Consider the following 20335-nt stretch of genomic DNA (forward strand, 5'->3'; position numbering starts at 1 on the left):
GGCCGCTGACGCGGCCGACCCCGTACCGGGCCCCACGCAGGCGGACGACGGCCTCCCCAAGGGCCGCGGCATGGGGGTGACGTACAAGTACTTCGGCGCCCCCGACGGCGCGACGGCGGCCCGCGTCCCGGTCACGATGCGGCCGGAGGAGCTGGGCGGCGACGAGCTCGGCATGGGCGGCATGTTCACCAAGATCAAGCCGGAGACGGTTGCCGCGATGGTCCTCACCGGCATCGAGGGCATACCCCTGCACAAGGTGCCCCCGCTGGAGCTGGTGGTCCTCCACCCCGACTACGCGGTGGTCAAGCTCCCGATGACCGTGGTCGACCCGCTGCGCGGCATCGGCGAGGAGTCCGTCGGCGCGGCGGCCTTCATCTGGTCCACGGTCCCGGACCGCGGCGGCCCGCGCGACGCCTTCAACGTCTACCAGCTCCTCCACGAATGGCAGGACTTCAGCCACCGCCTCCACGAGGCGGGCCACCAGCCGTACTGCCTGGTCTGGCCCTGACCTCAGCCGGCGGCGAGGATCTTCAGGGCGCGCTCGCGCAGGGGAGCGATCAGGGTGCGTGAGGCGCCGTTGTGGACGGCGTTGGTGGTGATGGCGATGTACCGGCCGGTCGCGGGGGCGAGGTAGAGACTCGTTCCGGTGAAGCCGTGGTGGTAGGCCACCGTGTCGCCGGCGGCAAGGATCCAGCCCAGGCCGCGGTGCAGGCCGGGCTCGATCTCGGCCTGCGGGGTCAGGCCGGCCCGCAGCCAGGCACCGAGCACGGTCTCCTCACCGGCCAGCAGGTACTCGGCGTAGGTGGCGAGGTCTGCGGCCGGGGCGAACACCCCGGCGTGGCCCGCGACGCCGCCCATGATGGCCGCGTTGTCGTCGTGCACCGCCCCCCACAGCCGGTCGTGATCCTCACGCTGCTCGGTGGGCGCGACCCGGGGCGACTGCGCGACCGGGCCGTACGAGGTGTGGTTCATGCCCAGCTCGGACCACATCTCGGCGGCGAGCCGGTCCAGCGGCTGCTGGTGGACGTGGGCCAGGGCGAGGCCGAGCAGGATGTAACCCCGGTTGATGTAGCGGTGGGTGCCGGGGAGGCTCTCCAGGAGCTCGTGGCAGATCAGCTCGTGCAGCGGGCGCTCGGCCAGGTCGTAGAGGTCGAGGCGGGTGGCGGCCCGCAGGCCGGAGGTGTGAGAGAGCAGCTGCCGCACGGTGGCCTCGGCGCCAGGCATGGAGACGTCGCCGGTCAGGGGCGGCAGGAACTCCCGTACGGGGGTGTCAAGGCCGAGGAGCCCCGCGTCGATCGCACGGCCGGCCAGGGGCCACGTGGCGGTGACCTTGGTGAGGGACGCGATGTCGTAGACCGTGTGCTCGTCGGGGGCCTGCGGGTTGGTGTACGGGGAGACGACGCCGGCCGTCAGGACCTCGCGGCCCCCGGCGGCCGTACCGCAGACGACGATGCCTCCCGGGCTCGCGCCGTCGGCGACGATCTCGCCCAGCGCGTCGCGCAGTTCGTGGGTCTCGGCGGTGGTGAACGGTACGGCCTGGGTCATCTGTGCCTCCGGGTCGGCGGTGCTCTCACCCTCAAGCCTGGCGAGACCGGCGAGCGAGTGCCCGTAGCCGCGCCGGAGGGGCCCGGGGGGGTGGATCCGGCCACGAGCCAGGAAGCCGCCAACCACGGGTGTCGCGTGGGCAGATGCTTCCTGTACTTCCTGTACTTCCTGTACTTCGGGAGCCGTCCCGGTCCGCGGCCCCCCCTGTCGGCCGCGGACCGGGACGACCCGGGTCAGGACATCCGTCTGACCGTCGGACCGTCAGAGCGTCAGAGCGTCAGAGCGTCAGGACCAGCCGGCCCCGGACGCCCGGCTCGGCCAGGCGGGCGTGGGCCTTGGCGGCGTCGGCGAGGGCGAAGGTCTCCGACACCCGCAGGGTCAGCTCTCCCGCGTCGACGAGGGACACCAGTCGGGCCAGGTGCGCGCCGTCGGCCGCGACCTCCTGCTCCTCCACCCGGATCCCCCGCTCGGCGGCCGGCGCGGCGTGCGGGATCAGGCCTACGTAGACACCGCCGTCGCGGACGGAGGACAGCGCGGCCCCGCCCAGCACGGCCGCGTCCACGACGCCGTCCACCGGCTCGGCGGGAGCCCCGCCGCGCGGGACGAAGGCGGCCGCGCCCAGGGAACGTACAAGCGCCTCGTCCTCCGCACCCGCCAGGGCCGTCACCACCAGTCCGGCCCGGGCCGCGAGCTGCACCGCGAGGCCGCCGACCACGCCCGCCGCGCCGGTCACGAGGACCGAGGCGCCCGGGGCCAGCCCCAGCAGGTCCACGGCGCGGGCGGCGGTCAGCCCGCTCAGCGGGAGCGCCGCCGCGGCCACGTCGTCCACGGTGGCCGGCGCGGCCGCCACCGCCGAGGCGTCGAGCACCACGTACTCCGCGTGTGTGCCGAGCGGCTTGACCGGCCCGTAGTGCAGCCCGACGACCCGCTGACCGGCGCTCCAGCCGGTGACCCCGGCACCGACCTCGTCGATCTCGCCGGCCACGTCCCAGCCGAGGCCGATCCGCTGCCCCTCACCGCCGAAGACTCCGACGCGCACCGCCCCGTCCACCGGATTGACCCCGGCCGCCCGGACCCGGATCCGGACCTGCCCGGCCGCCGGCCGCGGCACCGCGACCTCGGCGATCTCCAGCTGCTCGGGGCCGCCGAAGACGCTCACTACGGCCGCCTGCATCGTCGTCGTCGTCTGCTGCTGCTCGCTCATGGTTTCTCCCCGTTGGCTCGTTCCTGATGAGCGCTAACCTACGGAGAGGTACTCTCCTTTCGTAAGTACATACTTCGGAGTGCGTACCCGACCCGGAGGTGGGTACCCCCGCACCCCACGGCCGCCGCCGACCGCGTAAATCGGCCGCACCGCCCCGCCGACCAGTGGCATGCTGGGGCCGTGAACGGACCCGGCATTCAGCTCACCCTCGCCCCTGAACTGCGCCTCTTCGCCCCGCCCAGCCGACGCACCGACCGCGTGCCCACCGCCACCGACGGCGCCTCCAGCATCGGACACGTCGTCGAATCGACCGGGGTCCCGCTCACCGAGGTCGGCCGCCTCCTCGTCGACGGCCGCGAGGTGCCCGTCTCGTACGTGCCCCAAGCCGGCCAGTCCGTCGAGGTGTTCGGGATCAGCCGCCCGCAGCACATCACCGGCGCCCCGCTCCGCTTCCTCCTCGACGTCCACCTCGGCACCCTCGCCCGCCGCCTGCGCCTGCTCGGCGTGGACGCCGCCTACGAGAACGAGGACATCGGCGACCCGGCCCTCGCCACCCGCTCCGCCGCCGAGCAGCGCGTACTGCTCTCCCGCGACCGCGGGCTGCTGCGCCGCCGCGAGATCTTCGCCGGGGCGTACGTCTACAGCGACAACCCCGACGAGCAACTGCGCGACGTACTCAGCCGGTTCGCCCCCGTCCTCGCGCCCTGGACCCGCTGCACCGCGTGCAACGGCCCGCTCCAGGGCGCCGACAAGGACAGCGTGGGCGAACGCCTCGAACGCGGCACGCACCGCTCGTACGACGTGTTCGCCCAGTGCACCGACTGCGAGCGCGTCTACTGGCGCGGCGCCCACCACGCCCGCCTGGAGCGGATCGTCAGCGAGGCCGTCGCCGAATTCGGCGGGGTCGCCACCCCATAGGCCCTGTCGTCAAAGTCCCGCCTGACCTGCGACGCCCGGCACCGCACCTCGCCGCGTTGCCGGGGCACCCGAGTACGTCCAGTACACGGGCGCCCCTCCGCCTTGCGATGCACGGCGCCGGACGCCGCAGGCCTTACCGGCGCTACTTTGACGACAGGACCTAGGCGTAAGAAGGCGTCAGAAGGCGTACGAGTCGCCCGTGTCCAGGGCCAGCACCGCCAACTCGTTGTTGCCGAGGTTCCGGTCGGTCGCCCCGCCGTTCCACCACGTGTCGATGCGCAGCGCCACCTCCGCCGGCCGCTCCCGCAGCTCCAGCAGCAGCCCGATGTGCCGGCCCCGCCCGTGCTCCGGCAGCGCGCCCGTCTCGCACACCACCTCGCGCATCCCGGACCGAGCACAGCCCGCGGCGAGGTCCTGCCGGTCCGCGAGGTCGGCCGACAGGCGCAGCCGCACCGTCGCGGCGGGCACCGCGGCCGGCCCGTCGTTCTCCGGGAGCAGCAGGACGCGCAGTTGCCCGCGGGCCAGCGAGACCCGGCCGTGGTACGCCACGTCCGCCTCCGGCCCCTCCCACGCATGGGCGCCGCCGGCCACGCCGAGCACCAGCGTCCCCGCCACCACCACACTCCGTACCCGTACGGCACTACGGCGCACCGCCACCACCTCCACGCGGCGAGGCTAGCCAGGCCGCCGGCCCTCCGGTCGGACCATCACACGAACGAGGGCGGGTCCTCGCCCAAGCGGCCGCCGCCCACACGACGGTCGCCCGGGGGCGTCCGGCGGCGCCCGTCCCCGCCCGGCGGCGGCCCACCGGCCGAGCAGCCTCCGCGCGCGGCCCCTGCGTAGGCTTCCGGCCATGCTGATCGCCCGCTCCGCCGCCCTCTTCGCCCTCGCCGCCCTCCTGGAGATCGGCGGCGCCTGGCTCGTCTGGCAGGGCGTACGGGACCACAAGGGCTGGGCCTGGATCGGCGCCGGAGTCATCGCCCTCGGCCTCTACGGATTCGTCGCGACCCTCCAGCCCCAGGGCGACTTCGCCCGCGTCCTCGCGGCCTACGGCGGGGTCTTCGTCGCCGGATCCCTCGTCTGGGGCGTGGTCGCCGACGGCTACCGCCCCGACCGCTGGGACATCGCCGGCGCCCTCGTCTGCCTGGCCGGCATGGCCGTGATCATGTACGCCCCGCGGGGCCACTGACCCCCCGCCTATGCTGGCGAGTATCCGCCCCTACGAACACCCGCACGAGGAGCCCCGCACATGAGCACGGCCACCCGAACCGCCGTAGTCACCGGAGCGAGCAGCGGCATCGGCGCGGCCACCGCCCGGCAGCTCGCCGCAGCCGGCTACCACGTCGTCCTCACCGCCCGCCGCAAGGACCGCATCGAGGCCCTCGCCGCCGAGCTCACCGACGCCGGCCGCGAGGCCACCGCCTACGCCCTCGACGTCACCGACCGCGCCGCCGTCGATGCCTTCGCGGCCTCCCTCGACCGCTTCCCCTCCGTCGACGTGCTCGTCAACAACGCGGGCGGCGCCATCGGAGCCGAGCCCGTCGCCACCGGCGACCCCGCCGACTGGCGCACGATGTACGAGGTCAACGTCATCGGCACGCTCAACGTCACCCAGGCCCTGCTCCCGGCGCTCACCGCCTCCGGCGACGGAACGGTGGTCGTCCTCTCCTCCACCGCCGGCCACTCCACCTACGAGGGCGGCGCCGGCTACGTCGCCGCGAAGAACGGCGCCCGCGTCCTCGCCGAGACCCTCCGCCTGGAGATCGTCGGCCAGCCCGTCCGCGTCATCGAGATCGCCCCGGGCATGGTCAAGACCGAGGAGTTCGCCACCACCCGCTTCCGCGGCGACGCCGACAAGGCCGCCAAGGTCTACGCGGGCGTCGCGGACCCCCTGTCCGCCGACGACGTGGCCGACACCATCACCTGGGCGGTGACGCGCCCCAGCCACGTCAACATCGACCTCCTGGTGGTCCGCCCCCGCGCCCAGGCCTCGAACACGAAGGTCCACCGCGACCTGTAGTCCCCACGGGAATCCCTACTTGACCGCCAGGCGCCCTCCACCCTGCCGACGTAGCCTGAAAACAGGGGGCAGCGCACCATCAAGGAGGTGGCGGCCATGCCCGAGACGCCTGTAATCGGGCACATTACGCTGACCGTGAGCGACGTAAAGCGCAGCGCGGAGTTCTACAACAAGCTCTTCGGCACACAGACGATGAAGGACATCGTGGACGACTTCGGCCCCTTCGTGGTCAGCGGCTCCCCGACCCTCGTCATCGGCTTCCGCACGCACGAGGCGACGAAGTCGGCGGACTCGTTCGACGCGGAGCGCATCGGCCTGGACCACTGCGCCTTCCACGTCGGCGCCCGCAGCGACCTGGACGCCTGGGAATCCCGCCTCGACGAGGAGGGCATCTCCCACTCCGGCATCGTCGAGGACGCCTCCGGCGTCCACCTCAACTTCAAGGACCCGGACAACATCGCCCTGGAGCTCTTCTACCCGGCCCAACAGGGCTGACCCCACCACGGGACGACCGCACCCAGGGCTCAGGGCTCAGCCCTTGATGCAGATCACCTGCTTGAGCTTGGCCACGACCTCCACCAGGTCGGTCTGCTGGTCGATGACCTGCTCAATCGACTTGTACGCGCCCGGGATCTCGTCCACGACGCCCGAGTCCTTACGGCATTCCACGCCGCGCGTCTGCTCCGCGAGGTCCCGCGCCGAGAACCGCTTCTTCGCCGCCGTCCGGCTCATCTTCCGACCCGCGCCGTGCGAGGCGGAGTTGAAGGACTTCTCGTTCCCGAGGCCCTTCACGATGTACGAGCCCGTGCCCATCGAGCCCGGGATGATCCCGTAGTCACCGCTGCCGGCCCGGATCGCACCCTTCCGCGTGACCAGCAGGTCCATGCCGTCGTACCGCTCCTCCGCCACGTAGTTGTGGTGGCAGCTGATCTCCTGGTCGAAGGAGACCTTCGCCTTTCGGAACTCCTTGCGGATGACCTCCTTGAACAGGCTCATCATCACGGCGCGGTTGTACTTCGCGTACTCCTGCGCCCAGAAGAGGTCGTTCCGGTAGTCCTGCATCTCCGGGGTCTTCGCGAGGAACACCGCGAGGTCCCGGTCGACCAGGCCCTGGTTGTGCGAGAGGCCCCGAGCCACGTTGATGTGGAAGTCCGCCAGCTCGTTGCCGATGTTCCGGGAGCCGGAATGCAGCATGAGCCACACCGAACCGGAAGAATCTACGCACACTTCACAAAAGTGATTCCCTGCGCCAAGGCTTCCCATTTGCCGCATGGCCCGTTCACGACGGAACTTCACCGCGTCCGCGATGTAGTCGAAGCGCTCCCAGAAGTCCCCGAACCCGTTCTCCGGAAAGCCGTACAGCCGCGCCGGGTCCACCGGGTCCCGGTGCATCCCGGCGCCCACGGGGATCGCCTGCTCGATCTTCGACCGCAGCCGGGACAGGTCCCCCGGCAGGTCGTTCGCCGTCAGGGAGGTCTTCACCGCCGACATGCCGCAGCCGATGTCGACGCCCACCGCCGCCGGGCAGACCGCGTCCTTCATCGCGATGACCGAGCCGACCGTGGCGCCCTTGCCGTAATGGACGTCCGGCATGACGGCCAGGCCCTTGATCCACGGGAGGGTCGCGACATTGCGCAGCTGCTGCATCGCGCGGTCCTCGACCGACGCCGGATCGGTCCACATCCGGATCGGGACCTTCGCCCCGGGCATCTCTACATACGACATAACAGCCTCAATACCCCGTTAACCAAAGGAAAGTCTGAATACGCAAAAGCCTCGCTCTTGGTCCCAAACCAGACAGAGGACCGGCGCCAGCACCAGCGTGTGCGATAGACATTGTGTCCAGCCGCGCCCCAGCCGCGGCAACGCATTTTCCTGACCGTCGGGCGGCCGGCCGGTCGAAGGGAGCCAGTGGACGTGCAGCGCAAGGCGGCGGTACGGCGAGTCCGAGTCCGGGTCCGAAGCCGAGTCCTGCCCGGAATCGCGACGCTCATCGCGCTCGCGGCCGGCACGGCCGGGCTCGCCGGGTGCACCAGCGGCAGCGGCGGCGGGACCACCAGCGACTCGAAGCCCGGCGACACCCCCGTGACCGCGCCCGCCGGGAAGTACCGCAGTCTGCCCTCCCCTTGCAAGGCCGCCGACGGCAAGCGCCTCAGGGCCATGCTGCCGCCGCCCGACTCCCTCACCAGTGAGCAGCGCGAGAGGCTCTACGTCGGCACCGCGGACACCTCCTACGACGGCGACCGGCACGTCGGCTGCCGCTGGACCACGCAGACGCCCGGGGAAACCCGGCTGCTCTACGTCGGATTCGAGCGCGTGGTCTCGTACGACCGCACCGCCGCGAGCGACGACGACAAGGCGCGGCAGGTCTACGTACGGCAGCTGACGGACGCAAAGCTTCCGTTCCCCGGGCCCACCGCGATCCCCAGCCCCACGGCCAGCCCCACGGCCAGCCCCACCGGCACACGCGCGGCCGGCTCCACGGCCACTCCCGCAGCAGGTACGAGCCCCGCCCCGTCCGCGAGCACCGGCGGCAGCCCTAGCCCCTCCGGCTCCCCCAGCGCCCCGCCCGAGCTCGGCTCCCGCGTCCTGGAGGACCTCGGCAACGAGGCGTTCCTCGACGACAAGCTGAGCGCGGCCGGCGCCACGGCGGCACAGGCGCGCAACGTGCGGATTGTGTTCCGCACCTCCAATGTCATCGTCACCGTCGAGTACGGCGTGCAGCCCTCCGCGCCCGGCGCCGTCCCGCCGAGCACCGAAACCCAGGACAAGGCACGGCAGTTGGCGCAGGCCCTGGCCGAGCGTTTCAGCGACTGACCGAGCCCCGGCCGAGGGGGCGTGCGGGGCCTGCGTGACGGCGCGCACAGCAGCCGGGCGCCGGGTCGGGCTACCGTTGTTCGGGTCCCGCGCCCCCAACGGGCCCGAAACGTGCCCCCGAAACGCGCACCAAAACGCGCACCAAAACGCGCCCCCAAGAAGACCCTCAACGTCTGAAGGAACCATGCACCGATCAGCCTCGCGCCTCACCCGCGTTCTCGCCTGCGCAGCCGTCCCGGTGATCCTCACCGTCGCCGGATGCTCGTCCGACTCGGGCAAGGACTCGGGCTCGGACAACGGCAAGAAGTCCGGTTCGTCCTCGTCCTCCTCCACCAAGCCGAAGGCGAAGCCGTCGGCCGCCCTGGAGAAGGCCGCGTACGCCACGCTGCCGGACCCGTGCAAGACGCTCCAGGAGGAGAGCATCGAGACGCTCGTCCCGGAGGCGAAGGACAAGAGCGGTACGGCGACCAAGTCGAACGACCTGGCCAGCCGCGCCAGCTGCTCCTGGAACGGTCTGGACGAGGACGGCCTGAAGGGCTCGAAGTACCGCTGGCTCTCGATCTCGCTGATCCGCTACGACTCGCACGCCTCGCTCGGCAGCGGCAACAAGCGCGCCACCGACCAGTACAACAAGCAGGTCGAGGCGGCGAAGACGGCCGAGGGCGCGCACGACCTGAAGGCGGACCCGGCGGGCGGGATCGGCGACGAGGGCACGGCGGTCATCTACGGCGTGAAGAAGGACGTCGAGTTCTTCAACACCACGCTCGTGGTGCGCACCCAGAACGTGGTCGTCACGGTCGACTACAACGCCGCCTCCTACGAGGGCGCCGAAGCCCCGGACCAGGCGAAGCTGCTGGAGAACGCCATTGCGGCGGCCAAGGAGACCGTTGCCTCGGTCGACGCGGCGAACAAGCAGGAGTCGCCGAAGCCTGAGCAGTCGCCCTCCGCGCAGTAGGCCGTACGCTGTGCCTGCCGTAGCTCAATAAGGGGAGGGGATCGCGGGTGGCCGCGATGCAGCTGACTCGTACGCACCGGATACTCATCGGTGTCGTGGTCGCCGGAGCCGTGGTCATCGCGGGGATCGGTTTCGCGGGATCGTATGCCGCCGTGCGCGCGCTGGCGCTGCAGAAAGGCTTCGGCAGCTTCTCGCTGGTGTTCCCGATCGGCATCGACGCGGGCATCTGCGTCCTGCTGGCGCTGGACCTGCTGCTGACGTGGATACGGATACCGTTCCCGCTGCTGCGCCAGACGGCGTGGCTGCTGACCGCGGCGACGATCGCGTTCAACGGTGCCGCGGCGTGGCCGGATCCGCTCGGTGTCGGCATGCACGCCGTGATCCCGATCCTGTTCGTGGTCACCGTCGAGGCGGCCCGGCACGCGGTGGGCCGGATAGCGGACATCACCGCGGACCGGCACATGGAGGGCGTCCGCATCACCCGCTGGCTGCTCTCCCCGGTGCCCACGTTCAAGCTGTGGCGCCGGATGAAGCTGTGGGAGCTGCGCTCCTACGAGCAGGCGGTCGGCATGGAACAGGACCGGCTGATCTACCAGGCCCGCCTTCAGGCCCGGTACGGCCGTAACTGGCGCCGCAAAGCCCCGGTGGACGCGCTGATGCCGCTGCGCCTGGCGCGGATCGGCGTACCGCTGTCCCAGACGGCGCCCGAGGGGCTGGCGGCGGCGGGCATCGACCCGGCGCTGCTGCCCCCGGCCGCCGCCGCTCTGGCCGCCGCCGCTCCGGCCGCGGACCCCGGAATGGTGCAGATGCAGGCGCAGGTGCACGCGCAGGTGCAGGCCCCGGCGCTGACGGCCGCCGAGCCGGCCCAGGGCCACCCGCAGCACGTGCAGCAGCCGCACGAGCAGTCGCACGCGTCGCACGCGCAGCAGCAGCCCCAGCAGTACGCCCAGCAGCACCCGCAGCCGCTGCCCGGCGGCGCGGCGGCCCAGGCCGTGGCCCATGCCGAGGCCCAGGCGGCGGCCGCCGCCCAGGCCCTCGCGTACGCCCAGGCTCAGGCACCCTTCGCCGTGGACCCGACCGCCATGCCGGCGGCCCACAACAGCGCGTGGTTCGCCGCGCCCCTGGCCCCGCAGGCCGCGTACGAGGGCGGCTACAACCCCCAGTACGTCGAGGGACTGGAGCCCACCCCGGTGATGCCCCCGGCGGGCCCCGGTCCGGACGAGGGGTTTCAGGAGGTCCCGCAGCAGGAGCTCCCGGTTCCGGCCGCCCGCGAGGAACGCGGGGAACACGAGGAGGATGCCGCGGACTCCGGCTTCGACGAGGTCAAGTTCGCGGAGGCGGCCTACGAGGTGTTCCGCTCGTACCTCGACGAGCACGCCGACTTCCCGACCCCGGAGCAGGTGGACATACACCTCTCGGACCGTCACGGGATCGTGCACCCGCGCAGCTCCTCGATGATCCGCAAGCTCATGCCGGGTCTGAAGCAGCGCTACCAGCGCGACCTGGAGAACGAGCACATCGCGTAAGACGTAAGACGTAAGGCGCCATGCGCCACGCGCCACGCGGAAGGGCCCGCACCCCCCGAGGGGTGCGGGCCCTTTCACATACCCGGAATCAGGCGGCCAGCAGCTTGCGCACCCGGTCCGCCCCCACCGCCAGCAGCAGCGTGGGCAGCCGCGGCCCGGTCTCCCGGGTCACCAGCAGCCGGTACAGCAGCGCGAAGAAGGTCCGCTGCGCCACCTTCAGCTCCGGCGTCGGCTTGGCGTCGGGCTCCAGCCCCGCCATCACCTTCGGCACGCCGTAGACGAGCGTGGTCAGCCCGTCGAGCGACCAGTGCGAGTCGAGCCCGTCCACCAGACGCCGCAGGGACTCGCGCCCCTCGTCGTCCAGCGACGACAGCAGCTCCACGTCCGGCTCCTCGCGCACCAGCGTGCGCTGGTCGGCGGGCACCTGCGTGGTGATCCAGTTCTCGGCGCGGTCCAGGCGCGGCCGTACCTCGTCGAGCGAGGTCAGCGGCTGCGACGGGTCCAGGTCGGTCAGGATCCGCAGCGTCTGCTCGTCGTGCCCGGCGGTGATGTCGGCCACCGAGGCGAGCGTCCGGTACGGCATCGGCCGCGGGGTGCGCGGCAGCTCGCCGGCGGCGGTCCGCACGGCGCGCGTGTGCGCGGCGGCGTCGGCCGGCAGCACGGAACCGTCCGCGACCTTGGACTCCAGCTTGTCCCACTCGTCGTAGAGACGCTGGATCTCCTGGTCGAAGGCGATCTTGAAGGACTGGTTCGGGCGGCGGCGCGCGTACAGCCAGCGCAGCAGCTGCGGCTCCATGATCTTCAGCGCGTCGGCCGGGGTCGGGACCCCGCCCCTGCTCGACGACATCTTGGCCATGCCGCTGATGCCGACGAACGCGTACATCGGGCCGATCGGCTGCTCGCCGCCGAAGATGTGCACGATCTGCCCGCCGACCTGGAAGGACGACCCGGGTGAGGAGTGGTCCACACCCGACGGCTCGAAGATCACGCCCTCGAAGGCCCAGCGCATCGGCCAGTCGACCTTCCAGACCAGCTTGCCGCGGTTGAACTCGTTGAGCTTGACCGTCTCGGTGTACTCGTCCTCGGTGCAGACGTAGGTCAGCTCGGTCGTCTCGTCGTTGTACGAGGTGACCTTGGTGAAGTCCTTGCCGCACTCGCCGCAGTACGGCTTGTACGGGAAGTACCCGCCCTCGGCGCTGCTGCCGTCGTCCTCGGCGGCCGCGCCGGAGCCCTCGGCGGCCTCCAGCTCGGCCTCGTCGACCGGCTTCTGCTGCGGCTTCTTACCGCCCGGCTTCTGCTTCGTGCGGTACTGGTCCAGTACGGCGTCGATGTCGCCGCGGTGCTTCATCGCGAACAGCACCTGCTCGCGGTAGGCGCCGCTCGTGTACTGCTCGGTCTGGCTGATCGGGTCGTACTCGACGCCCATCTCGGCCAGTGCCTCGACGAACGCGGCCTTGAAGTGCTCGGCCCAGTTCGGGTACGCGGAACCGGCCGGGGCGGGCACGGAGGTCAGCGGCTTGCCGATGTGCTGCGCCCACGACTCGTCGATGCCGGGGACACCGGCGGGCACCTTCCGGTACCGGTCGTAGTCGTCCCAGGAGATGAGGTGGCGGACCTCAATGCCCCGGCGGCGGATCTCGTCCGCGACCAGGTGCGGGGTCATGACCTCGCGGAGGTTGCCCAGGTGAATCGGGCCGGAGGGGGAGAGTCCGGACGCGACGACGACAGGTTTGCCGGGTGCTCGGCGCTCCGCCTCGGCGATGACCTCGTCCGCGAAACGGGAGACCCAGTCGGTCTCGGTGCTGCTCTGAGCCACGACACGTCCTTCTATCTCGAATGCTGGCTTCAGCCATTCTCCCAGACGTAACAAGCCGCTCCGGGGTTGTTTTCTCCCGCGAAACGGATGGCACCCGCATGGGATACTCACCACTTGTCGGAACAACCAAGTGAACAACCAAGTGCAACCGCACCCGCAACCTCACAGGAACGGCAGCTCATGGCCTCGGTCCCTTCCCTCGCTTCCTCCGTCAATCAGCGCGTCGCGGACGCCCTCGCCTCCGCCCTGCCGGAGGCCGGTGCCGCCGACCCGCTGCTGCGACGAAGCGACCGGGCCGACTTCCAGGCCAACGGCATCCTGGCGCTCGCGAAGAAGGCCAAGGCCAACCCGCGCGAGCTGGCGACGACCGTGGTCGAGGCCATCCCCGCCGGTGACGGGGACGACCTGATCAAGGACATCGAGGTCTCGGGCCCCGGCTTCCTCAACATCACCGTCTCCGACCGGGCGATCATCGAGACCCTGGCCGCGCGCGCCGGCGACGACCGCCTGGGCGTCCCGTACGCCGAGAAGCCGGGCATCACGGTGGTCGACTACGCGCAGCCGAACGTGGCCAAGGAGATGCACGTCGGCCACCTGCGGTCCGCCGTGATCGGTGCGGCGATGGTCCAGATCCTGGAGTTCACGGGCGAGAAGGTGGTCCGCCGCCACCACATCGGCGACTGGGGCACCCAGTTCGGCATGCTCATCCAGTACCTGATCGAGCACCCGCACGAGCTGGACCACAAGGCCGCGGACGAGTCGGTGGAGGTCTCCGGCGAGGAGGCCATGTCCAACCTGAACCGGCTGTACAAGGCCTCGCGCGCGCTCTTCGACTCCAACGAGGAGTTCAAGACGCGTGCCCGCGCCCGGGTCGTCGACCTCCAGGCCGGCGAGAAGGAGACCCTGGCCCTGTGGCAGCGGTTCGTGGACGAGTCGAAGATCTACTTCTACTCCGTCTTCAACAAGCTGGACATGGACATCCAGGACCCGGACGTGGTCGGCGAGTCCGGCTACAACGACATGCTGGTCGAGACCTGCAAGCTGCTGGAGGACTCGGGCGTCGCCGTCCGCTCCAACGGCGCTCTGTGCGTGTTCTTCGACGAGTACAAGGGTCCCGACGGCAACCCGACCCCGCTGATCGTCCAGAAGTCGGACGGCGGCTTCGGCTACGCCGCGACCGACCTGTCGGCGATCCGCGACCGCGTCGGCAACCTGAACGCGAACACGCTCATCTACGTGGTGGACGCCCGCCAGTCCCTCCACTTCAAGATGGTCTTCGAGACGGCCCGCCGCGCCGGCTGGCTGAACGGCGACGTCGAGGCCGTCCAGCTGGCCTTCGGCACGGTGCTCGGCAAGGACGGCAAGCCGTTCAAGACCCGTGAGGGCGAGACCGTCCGCCTGGTCGACCTCCTCAACGAGGCGGTGGAGCGCGCGACGGCCGTCGTCCGGGAGAAGAGCGAGAAGATCGGCCTCAGCGAGGACGAGATCGTCTCCAACGGCCAGTACGTCGGTATCGGCGCGGTCAAGTACGCGGACCTGTCGACCTCGGCCGGCCGCGACTACAAGTTCGACCTGGACCAGATGGTCTCCCTTACCGGTGACACGTCCGTGTACCTCCAGTACGCGTACGCCCGTAACCGGTCGATCCTGCGCAAGGCGGGCGAGGCCAGGCCGGTCGCGCACGCGGAGCTGGAGCTGGCCCCGGCGGAGCGCGCGCTGGGCCTGCACATCGACCAGTTCGGCGAGGTCATCGCGGACGCGGCGGCCGAGCACGCCCCGCACAAGGTGGCGGCGTACCTCTTCCAGCTGGCCACGCTCTACTCGACCTTCTTCGACCAGTGCCCGGTCCTGAAGGCCGACACGGCGGAGCAGATGGAGAACCGCCTCTTCCTGTGCGACCTGACCGCCCGCACCCTCACCAAGGGCATGTCCCTCCTGGGCATCCGCACTCCCGAGCGCCTCTGACGGCACCCGGGACCGGGGACCTGACACCCGGGCCCCGGCCCCGGGCCCCGGGCCCCGGCACCCGGCACCGCACGCGAGCACGGCCCCGCCCCCGGCATTCACTGCCGGGGGCGGGGCCGTTCGCTGAGTAATACCTAAGTAGCACGCCGAGGTTGATACCTGCGCGTGAAGACGTACGACGGTGCGGAAAGAGACCCTGGCGGTGAGGAAAAACCACCACTCGGGGGAGACAGCGATGAGCATCCGGTCCGCACAAGCCACTGACACCACCCTGAACGCGCCCGTCGGGGCGGCGCGCTGGGCCGCGCCACTGCGCGCCGACACGTGGCGTCGCGTCGGCTACGCCTTCCTCGCGCTGCCCGTCTCGGCCGTCTGCCTGGTGGCCACTCTGCTCGGCCAGGGGCGTACCGCGTCCCGTATACGCCGGCGCCTCGAAGGCGCGTTGCTGCCGGGCGCCACGCCTGCGCAGACCCGCCCCGGCGCCCTCGCGGCCGCCAAGCGACTGCTGCTCGGCATACCGCTGGAGCTGGCGGCGTTCATCGTGGTCGCCTACTCGGCCTTCAACACCGTCCGCAATCTCGGCTACCCCATCTGGTACGGCGACACGGACTACCACCAGGCGTGGGGCGGCCCGACGCTGGGCGGGGTGTGGGCGGTGCATTCGCTGGGCTGGCTGGCCTGCCTGTACGTGATCCTGTGGCTCATACGCGGCCTGACGCACGCCCGGCAGTCCCTCTGACGTACACGGTGGCCCGGCGGCTCAGATGCCCTGTGCCTCGTTGAAGACCTCGACCTTGCACCGGGGGCGGCCTGACCGGGCGATTCGGCCGTCGCTGGTGACCAGAGGCACCTGAAGTCCTTCGGCCAGCGCCACGTACGTGGCGTCGTACGCGAAGAGATTCGCATACAGCTCACGAACTCTCGGAAGCACCGGCATGTGCTCCATGCGCCGAATGGGAAGCAGACCGAAGTCGTCCCAGGCAGCGTCGAGCTGGGCATCGGACAGTTTGCCGCCCCGATGTCTTCCGAGCAGCGCGGAGGCCACTTCCACATCGACCAGGTAAGGGGCGGCGAGCCGTTCCCCCGCCACCCGGTCGCGCAACGCCTCCCCAACGGGCCCGGCATCGGCGACCAGCAGGACGAGTGCGCCGGCGTCGATCACGATCATTCGCGCCGCCTGCCGGCCTCGATGTCCGCAAGGACTTCGTCCGTGGCGAGCCGAGCCGACACGCGGGCGCGAATGCGGGCGACCACATCATCGATGGACGGCGTCGCCGCTTCCTGCTCAAGCAGCGCCCGCGCGTAGGCCTGAAGCGACTGCCGATTACGGGCCGCCCGTATTTTCAGCTCGGCGAGAGCCTCCTCGGACAGATCACGCACATACAAGGTTGCCATGCAACAACTGTAGTCGCATTGCCAGCATTCTGCTGGCAGCGGTCCCCGCCCCGTGTGACGCGGCACACAGGGAACGTTCTCCGTGTGCACCTCCTCTTTCGGGTGTTGGCGTTCGACACCGAAACGGGACACCGAGGGGGAGCACTCATGACCGGTACAACGGCACGCCGTTCGGGCATCGCACTCGCGGGACTGCTGGCTGTGGACGGGCTGGCGCATCTGTACTGGGCGACCGGGCAGACCTGGCCCGCCGCCGATGAGCGGGCGCTGTCGCTCGCCGTGCTCGGCACGGAGGTGTCCTTCGCGCCGCGCGTGGTGCTGCCGCTGGCGGCGCTCACGCTGACCGGGACCGCGGCCGTCCTCGCGCACACCCACGGCCGGGGCGGGCGGGCCACCCGCCTGGTGACCGTCGCGGTGGCGGCCGGACTGGGGGTACGGGGCCTCGCGGGGCTGGGGTGGGCGGCGGGGGTTCTCGACAGCCCGGCCGGGCCCTTCTACTGGCTGAACCTCGCCCTGTACACGCCGGCCTGCCTCGGCTTCGGCTGGGCCGCGGCCCGCCTGGCACGGGCCCGGTGAGCGCGTCCGGGCACCGCGACCGCGGTGTCGCCCTCGCCCGGGCGGCCCGCGCCGGGAACACGCTGGCGATGCACGACCTGCTCGACCACCTCACCCCGTACATCGCCCGCATCTGCACGCCGATCGCCCTCGACGACGGCCCGGACGCCACGCAGGAGGCGCTGGTCGCGGTCTTCAAGGCCCTGCGGTCCCTGCGCGACCCCGAGACGCTGTACGGCTGGGTGCGGGCCATCGCCGTCCGCGAGGCGGTCCGGATCGCCCGGCGGGCGGCGCGGGCCCGGCCGGCCGAGCTGGCCGACGTACCAGAACGCGGGGATCCGCAGCTGTCCGCCGACATCGACGACGTCCTGGCCCGGCTTTCGCCGGACCACCGGGCCGTACTGGTGCTGCGGGATGTGGAAGGCCTGGACGAGGAGTGCGCGGCGGCCCTCCTCGGCGTCCCGGCCGGCACCGCCAAATCCCGGCTGCACCGGGCCCGTTCGAGCTTCCGGAAGGCGTGGTTCTCATGACGGACATGGCTGACACGACTGGCAGGAGCGGCGTGGGCACGAGCGGCACTGGCATGAGCGGCGCACCCGGCACGGGCTACGCCCTCGACGCGGTGAGCCGGCTGCACGTCATGGCCGCCGGGGTGCGCGGCGCCCGCATCGCCGAACACGTCATCCCGGCCCCCCTCGCCGAGGTCTGGGCGGTCATGGCCGACCTGGAGGGCGAGTTCGGGCGGTTCCAGCCGGACATGCGCAGCGTGCGGATCCTGCGCGTGAGCGGTGACCGTGTGGAGGCGCTGGCCCGCAGCAAATACGGGCTGCGGGCGCACTTGCGGGGGGTGCTGCGGCCGGGCTGGTGCTGGCTGCAGAGCCGGTTCCTGATCATCGGCATGGCCGCGGCCCCGGAGCCGGGCGGCGGCACCCGCGTGGCCCTGACCGGCGGCGTCCGCGTCCCCGGCCGGGCGGCGATCGTCCCCTTCGGCACGGCCTCCGAACTGGCGCGGGCGATGGCCCGCCTCGGCGCCCGCGTGGACGCCCGCGGCGGTCCCGGAGCGGACGGGTGAACCTGCCTGACGCCCCACGGCCGTGCTCCGGCTTCCGTCGGCCTGTGCGCTGAGCAGGGTGGATAAGCCCGCAACAGCCGCAGGGTCCGCCGGCCGGCGGTGGCTGGTGGCGCTCCTGGAAGGTCGTCGCGCTGCTCGCGGCGGTCGCCGTGGCCGCGGCGGCGGTGACCGTCGCCGCCTCCGCAGGCTCCCGGTCCGGCCGCGGATCCTCAGGCCAGGTCCGCCGCAGCACCCCCGCGACCAGCCGGTTCCGCGAGGTCACCAGCAGCCGGTGGGCATCCCCGCCCGGTGGCACCAGGTCCCGTATCTGACTTCCCCAGTGTCGTCGGCGACGCCCAGCACCTGCTGTCCAGCCTCTGCCCTACGGCCGGCTACGACCGGCACAGCGCCGGCCGCCCCTGCGACGACCCGTCAGCGCAACACCCGCTTGCCCGCGATGAACCCGGCGATATCCGGCACGTCCAGGACCCTCACCGCTTCGGAAGCGCCTGGCAGAACATCCCGGTATGCGGTCACGTCCCGAGGGTCTGACGTGACGATGACCGACTGGTGGTGCCTGGCTGCGATGACGACCGCCAGCGCGTCGACCGCATCCGGCCGCTTCTCAGCCGGGATGGCCGCGAGGGCGAGGATCCGGCCGGCGCGCTTCGCATCGTCCTCCACGTGCCCCGCCTGGCACACTCCGCACGACAGCGGCGCCGAAACCCGTACACCGAAGACCACGCACTGCCGCACGACCCGAGTCAGCGGCGTCCACTGCCCCGGACGCCAGGCCTGCGCCAGGACAGGGAGCGGCACGACCGGGGAATGCCCATCCTCGACGAGCACATGGTGCAGCAGTCCGGCGCTCTTCTCCCCGCGGTCGAGCGCGATCAGCATGCCCGCGTCGTACACGAAGACGGGGCTGCTCACGCGGCGGACTCCTGCATGTCCTGAGCCAGCGCCCGAGCCATACCGGCGCGCGCGGCCGCCAGCTCGGCATCGTCGAACTCCGGTTCCGCTCCGGAGGGTGCGGGCAGCGCCTCGGTCGCCGCGATGTCCGCGTCGATTCCCGCGAACCGACGCGCAACGGCGGTGTCCTCGTCGATCTGCCGCAGCACGGCTGCGGTTACATAGGCCGATACGTCAAGGCCCATCGCGTCGGCGTGCTGCTTCACCCTCGCGCGCACGTCGGCGTCCATGCTGATGCTGAACCGCTCTCTGGTGGCCATGAAATGACCGTAGCACGCCGTGTTACGAGGCGCAGGCGAACTCACACCAGACGATCTTCCCGGGCGACCGCGGCCCCACCCCCCACCGGTCCGCGAGCGCCTCGACGAGCAACAGCCCCCGCCCCCGCCCCCGCTCGCCGGTCTCGTCCCGGTCGGCGACCCGCGGCCGCCCGCCACCGCTGTCGTGCACCTCCACCCGTACCGTCCCCTCGAAACGGAACAGCCGCAGCTGGTAGCAGCGGCCGGGCGGCACGCCGTGCAGCAGCGCGTTGGTGGCGAGCTCGCTCACGCAGAGCAACATCTCATCCCGGCGCGATGTGACACCCCACGCGTCAAGTGTCACCGCCGTGAACTCCCTGGCAGAGGCCACGGTTTGGCGGCTGCGCGGATAGAACCGCTCCCGCATCAGGGCGGGTTGAATATTCACGTTCACAGGGCAATCGTCGCGATGCGTGACTACCGTGAAAGAGACGACCAACCCGTACTCATCACTGAGTACGGGTTGGTACGGGTATCTCTTGAGCCCAGGTGGGGAGTTCACGTTCATGCCACCCAGGAAGAGGCCTCGGCCGAATTCAACCGCGATGAAAATGGTGGGCGAGCAGGTCGCCGTCTGCCGCGTCGCCCAAGGACTGACCCAGCGCGCGCTGGCCGAAAAAGTCGTCATGGACATCGAGACCCTGGCCTCCATCGAGCAGGGCAGACGCGTCCTGATGCCGGACGTCGCGGAGCGGATGGACCGGATCCTCGGCCTCCCCGGTCTGCTCTCGGTCGCCGCGAACCGGATGCCGGAGGTCGACATGATCCCGGCCTGGGCCGAGGAGTACATGGAGCGGGAGTTCGAGGCGCTCGCCCTGTCCTGGTACGACACGCTGACCGTCCCGGGCCTGCTCCAGACCGAGGAGTACGCCCGTGCCGTCCTCGGCTGCCGCGTCCCCTACCACGGAGAGGACTGGATCGAGCTCCAGACCGCCCGCCGCATCAAGCGCCAGGAAATACTGCGCCGCCCTGCCCCGCCAACCCTCAGCTTCGTCATCTGGGAGGCCGCCCTCCGCGACCGGATCGGCGGCAGCGAGGTCTACCGGGAGCAGGTGCGCCACCTGCGCGCCTGCGCCGACCGCCCGGGCATCGCCCTCCAGGTGCTGCCGCTGGGCATCACCGCCCACGCGGGTCTCAACGGCCCGTTCACCCTGCTGGAAACCCCCGAGCACCAGCACCTCGCGTACTCGGAAACCCAGCGCGGCAGCATCCTCGTACGGGACCCCAACGAGGTCAGCATCCTCGCTCAGAAATATGCGATGCTGCGGTCACAGGCCGTCAAACTTGACCCGGCCCT

The 20335-nt window shown here is 71.2% G+C and carries 24 protein-coding genes; 14 read left to right on the forward strand and 10 right to left on the reverse strand.

Features of this window, described 5'->3' with window-relative positions; genetic code table 11:
* Positions 1 to 70: 70 nt before the first annotated feature.
* On the forward strand, positions 71 to 508 hold the full coding sequence (locus tag J7I97_RS29135) for a hypothetical protein (protein ID WP_008738524.1): 438 nt from the start codon (positions 71 to 73) through the stop codon (positions 506 to 508).
* 2 nt (positions 509 to 510) lie between these two features.
* On the opposite strand, the gene J7I97_RS29140 is transcribed toward J7I97_RS29135, so the two are convergent.
* Positions 511 to 1545, reverse strand: a complete 1035-nt coding sequence (locus J7I97_RS29140) for a serine hydrolase (RefSeq protein WP_214940633.1) — start codon at positions 1543 to 1545, stop codon at positions 511 to 513.
* A gap of 277 nt (positions 1546 to 1822) precedes the next feature.
* A complete protein-coding gene (locus tag J7I97_RS29145) occupies positions 1823 to 2719 on the reverse strand; it encodes an NADP-dependent oxidoreductase (protein ID WP_214940715.1) in 897 nt (298 codons plus the stop codon).
* Positions 2720 to 2929: 210 nt separating this feature from the next.
* Between J7I97_RS29145 and J7I97_RS29150 the strand changes: the two genes are divergently transcribed.
* The gene (locus J7I97_RS29150) at positions 2930 to 3667 is read left to right on the forward strand and encodes a Mut7-C RNAse domain-containing protein (RefSeq protein WP_214940635.1); all 738 of its coding nucleotides are present in this window, start codon (positions 2930 to 2932) and stop codon (positions 3665 to 3667) included.
* Between the two features lie 177 nt (positions 3668 to 3844).
* On the opposite strand, the gene J7I97_RS29155 is transcribed toward J7I97_RS29150, so the two are convergent.
* Complete coding sequence (locus tag J7I97_RS29155; RefSeq protein WP_214940637.1) at positions 3845 to 4333, reverse strand: hypothetical protein; 489 nt, start codon at positions 4331 to 4333, stop codon at positions 3845 to 3847.
* Between the two features lie 187 nt (positions 4334 to 4520).
* Between J7I97_RS29155 and J7I97_RS29160 the strand changes: the two genes are divergently transcribed.
* The 3 genes from J7I97_RS29160 to J7I97_RS29170 all read left to right on the forward strand — a co-directional run bounded on the left by J7I97_RS29160 (position 4521) and on the right by J7I97_RS29170 (position 6182).
* Positions 4521 to 4856, forward strand: coding sequence for a YnfA family protein (locus tag J7I97_RS29160; protein WP_214940639.1), 336 nt, complete (start codon positions 4521 to 4523; stop codon positions 4854 to 4856).
* Between the two features lie 60 nt (positions 4857 to 4916).
* The gene (locus J7I97_RS29165) at positions 4917 to 5687 is read left to right on the forward strand and encodes an SDR family NAD(P)-dependent oxidoreductase (RefSeq protein ID WP_214940641.1); all 771 of its coding nucleotides are present in this window, start codon (positions 4917 to 4919) and stop codon (positions 5685 to 5687) included.
* A 96-nt stretch (positions 5688 to 5783) separates the two neighbouring features.
* Complete coding sequence (locus J7I97_RS29170) at positions 5784 to 6182, forward strand: VOC family protein (protein WP_251050131.1); 399 nt, start codon at positions 5784 to 5786, stop codon at positions 6180 to 6182.
* Positions 6183 to 6218: 36 nt separating this feature from the next.
* Here the strand turns inward: J7I97_RS29170 and J7I97_RS29175 are convergent, their stop codons facing one another.
* Positions 6219 to 7412 (reverse strand): RtcB family protein, encoded by a 1194-nt coding sequence (locus J7I97_RS29175; RefSeq protein WP_214940645.1) that lies wholly within the window; start codon positions 7410 to 7412, stop codon positions 6219 to 6221.
* A 192-nt stretch (positions 7413 to 7604) separates the two neighbouring features.
* Here J7I97_RS29175 and J7I97_RS29180 point away from each other — a divergent pair, with 192 nt between their 5' ends.
* The 3 genes from J7I97_RS29180 (at position 7605) to J7I97_RS29190 (ending at position 10985) form a co-directional block, all read left to right on the forward strand.
* On the forward strand, positions 7605 to 8504 hold the full coding sequence (locus tag J7I97_RS29180; protein ID WP_308378372.1) for a DUF3558 domain-containing protein: 900 nt from the start codon (positions 7605 to 7607) through the stop codon (positions 8502 to 8504).
* A gap of 184 nt (positions 8505 to 8688) precedes the next feature.
* Positions 8689 to 9459 (forward strand): DUF3558 family protein, encoded by a 771-nt coding sequence (locus tag J7I97_RS29185; protein WP_214940647.1) that lies wholly within the window; start codon positions 8689 to 8691, stop codon positions 9457 to 9459.
* A gap of 47 nt (positions 9460 to 9506) precedes the next feature.
* On the forward strand, positions 9507 to 10985 hold the full coding sequence (locus J7I97_RS29190) for a DUF2637 domain-containing protein (RefSeq protein WP_214940650.1): 1479 nt from the start codon (positions 9507 to 9509) through the stop codon (positions 10983 to 10985).
* An 88-nt stretch (positions 10986 to 11073) separates the two neighbouring features.
* Here J7I97_RS29190 and lysS read toward each other — a convergent pair whose 3' ends face one another.
* On the reverse strand, positions 11074 to 12801 hold the full coding sequence (gene lysS, locus J7I97_RS29195; protein ID WP_214940653.1) for a lysine--tRNA ligase: 1728 nt from the start codon (positions 12799 to 12801) through the stop codon (positions 11074 to 11076).
* 180 nt (positions 12802 to 12981) lie between these two features.
* On the opposite strand from lysS, the gene argS reads away from it, so the two are divergent.
* Together argS and J7I97_RS29205 are read left to right on the forward strand one after the other, a co-directional pair.
* A complete protein-coding gene (argS, locus tag J7I97_RS29200; protein ID WP_214940656.1) occupies positions 12982 to 14766 on the forward strand; it encodes an arginine--tRNA ligase in 1785 nt (594 codons plus the stop codon).
* Between the two features lie 235 nt (positions 14767 to 15001).
* Positions 15002 to 15505: a hypothetical protein gene (locus J7I97_RS29205; protein ID WP_214940660.1), complete on the forward strand. Its 504-nt coding sequence runs from the start codon at positions 15002 to 15004 to the stop codon at positions 15503 to 15505.
* A 21-nt stretch (positions 15506 to 15526) separates the two neighbouring features.
* Here the strand turns inward: J7I97_RS29205 and J7I97_RS29210 are convergent, their stop codons facing one another.
* Entirely contained in the window at positions 15527 to 15934 is a 408-nt protein-coding gene (locus J7I97_RS29210) for a type II toxin-antitoxin system VapC family toxin (RefSeq protein ID WP_214940662.1), read from the reverse strand.
* Positions 15931 to 16161, reverse strand: coding sequence for an antitoxin (locus J7I97_RS29215; protein WP_214940664.1), 231 nt, complete (start codon positions 16159 to 16161; stop codon positions 15931 to 15933). The genes J7I97_RS29210 and J7I97_RS29215 overlap by 4 nt, the downstream gene beginning before the upstream one ends.
* A gap of 147 nt (positions 16162 to 16308) precedes the next feature.
* Here J7I97_RS29215 and J7I97_RS29220 point away from each other — a divergent pair, with 147 nt between their 5' ends.
* The 3 genes from J7I97_RS29220 to J7I97_RS29230 are packed head-to-tail and all read left to right on the forward strand — an operon-like array spanning position 16309 to position 17788.
* Positions 16309 to 16737 carry a DUF3995 domain-containing protein gene (locus tag J7I97_RS29220; protein WP_214940666.1) on the forward strand — a complete coding sequence of 143 codons (429 nt, stop codon included), beginning with the start codon at positions 16309 to 16311 and terminating at the stop codon, positions 16735 to 16737.
* A complete protein-coding gene (locus tag J7I97_RS29225) occupies positions 16734 to 17246 on the forward strand; it encodes an RNA polymerase sigma factor (protein ID WP_214940668.1) in 513 nt (170 codons plus the stop codon). The genes J7I97_RS29220 and J7I97_RS29225 overlap by 4 nt, the downstream gene beginning before the upstream one ends.
* Before the next feature lie 5 nt (positions 17247 to 17251).
* Positions 17252 to 17788, forward strand: a complete 537-nt coding sequence (locus J7I97_RS29230) for an SRPBCC family protein (protein ID WP_251059265.1) — start codon at positions 17252 to 17254, stop codon at positions 17786 to 17788.
* 411 nt (positions 17789 to 18199) lie between these two features.
* Here the strand turns inward: J7I97_RS29230 and J7I97_RS29235 are convergent, their stop codons facing one another.
* From J7I97_RS29235 to J7I97_RS29245, 3 genes are read right to left on the reverse strand one after another with little or no spacing between them, the layout of a single operon-like run.
* Positions 18200 to 18700, reverse strand: coding sequence for a hypothetical protein (locus tag J7I97_RS29235; RefSeq protein WP_214940670.1), 501 nt, complete (start codon positions 18698 to 18700; stop codon positions 18200 to 18202).
* Positions 18697 to 18999 (reverse strand): hypothetical protein, encoded by a 303-nt coding sequence (locus J7I97_RS29240; RefSeq protein ID WP_214940672.1) that lies wholly within the window; start codon positions 18997 to 18999, stop codon positions 18697 to 18699. The genes J7I97_RS29235 and J7I97_RS29240 overlap by 4 nt, the downstream gene beginning before the upstream one ends.
* Before the next feature lie 22 nt (positions 19000 to 19021).
* Positions 19022 to 19405, reverse strand: a complete 384-nt coding sequence (locus J7I97_RS29245; RefSeq protein ID WP_214940724.1) for an ATP-binding protein — start codon at positions 19403 to 19405, stop codon at positions 19022 to 19024.
* Positions 19406 to 19589: 184 nt separating this feature from the next.
* On the opposite strand from J7I97_RS29245, the gene J7I97_RS29250 reads away from it, so the two are divergent.
* A partial coding sequence (locus J7I97_RS29250; protein ID WP_308364341.1) for a helix-turn-helix transcriptional regulator occupies positions 19590 to 20335 on the forward strand: 746 nt, incomplete at its 3' end.

It is taken from the genome of Streptomyces sp. ISL-87 (genome assembly GCF_018614095.1).
In the GTDB taxonomy this organism is placed as follows: Bacteria; Actinomycetota; Actinomycetes; order Streptomycetales; family Streptomycetaceae; genus Streptomyces.

What these genes read in the sequence shown, in the direction of transcription:
- J7I97_RS29135 (WP_008738524.1), top strand. Translation starts at nt 71, where the DNA reads ATGGGGGTGACGTACAAGTACTTCGGCGCCCCCGACGGCGCGACGGCG.
- J7I97_RS29140 (WP_214940633.1), bottom strand. Translation starts at nt 1,545, where the DNA reads ATGACCCAGGCCGTACCGTTCACCACCGCCGAGACCCACGAACTGCGC.
- J7I97_RS29145 (WP_214940715.1), bottom strand. Translation starts at nt 2,719, where the DNA reads ATGCAGGCGGCCGTAGTGAGCGTCTTCGGCGGCCCCGAGCAGCTGGAG.
- J7I97_RS29160 (WP_214940639.1), top strand. Translation starts at nt 4,521, where the DNA reads ATGCTGATCGCCCGCTCCGCCGCCCTCTTCGCCCTCGCCGCCCTCCTG.
- J7I97_RS29165 (WP_214940641.1), top strand. Translation starts at nt 4,917, where the DNA reads ATGAGCACGGCCACCCGAACCGCCGTAGTCACCGGAGCGAGCAGCGGC.
- J7I97_RS29170 (WP_251050131.1), top strand. Translation starts at nt 5,784, where the DNA reads ATGCCCGAGACGCCTGTAATCGGGCACATTACGCTGACCGTGAGCGAC.
- J7I97_RS29175 (WP_214940645.1), bottom strand. Translation starts at nt 7,412, where the DNA reads ATGTCGTATGTAGAGATGCCCGGGGCGAAGGTCCCGATCCGGATGTGG.
- J7I97_RS29185 (WP_214940647.1), top strand. Translation starts at nt 8,689, where the DNA reads ATGCACCGATCAGCCTCGCGCCTCACCCGCGTTCTCGCCTGCGCAGCC.
- argS (WP_214940656.1), top strand. Translation starts at nt 12,982, where the DNA reads ATGGCCTCGGTCCCTTCCCTCGCTTCCTCCGTCAATCAGCGCGTCGCG.
- J7I97_RS29205 (WP_214940660.1), top strand. Translation starts at nt 15,002, where the DNA reads ATGAGCATCCGGTCCGCACAAGCCACTGACACCACCCTGAACGCGCCC.
- J7I97_RS29210 (WP_214940662.1), bottom strand. Translation starts at nt 15,934, where the DNA reads ATGATCGTGATCGACGCCGGCGCACTCGTCCTGCTGGTCGCCGATGCC.
- J7I97_RS29215 (WP_214940664.1), bottom strand. Translation starts at nt 16,161, where the DNA reads ATGGCAACCTTGTATGTGCGTGATCTGTCCGAGGAGGCTCTCGCCGAG.
- J7I97_RS29220 (WP_214940666.1), top strand. Translation starts at nt 16,309, where the DNA reads ATGACCGGTACAACGGCACGCCGTTCGGGCATCGCACTCGCGGGACTG.
- J7I97_RS29230 (WP_251059265.1), top strand. Translation starts at nt 17,252, where the DNA reads ATGGCTGACACGACTGGCAGGAGCGGCGTGGGCACGAGCGGCACTGGC.
- J7I97_RS29240 (WP_214940672.1), bottom strand. Translation starts at nt 18,999, where the DNA reads ATGGCCACCAGAGAGCGGTTCAGCATCAGCATGGACGCCGACGTGCGC.
- J7I97_RS29245 (WP_214940724.1), bottom strand. Translation starts at nt 19,405, where the DNA reads ATGCGGGAGCGGTTCTATCCGCGCAGCCGCCAAACCGTGGCCTCTGCC.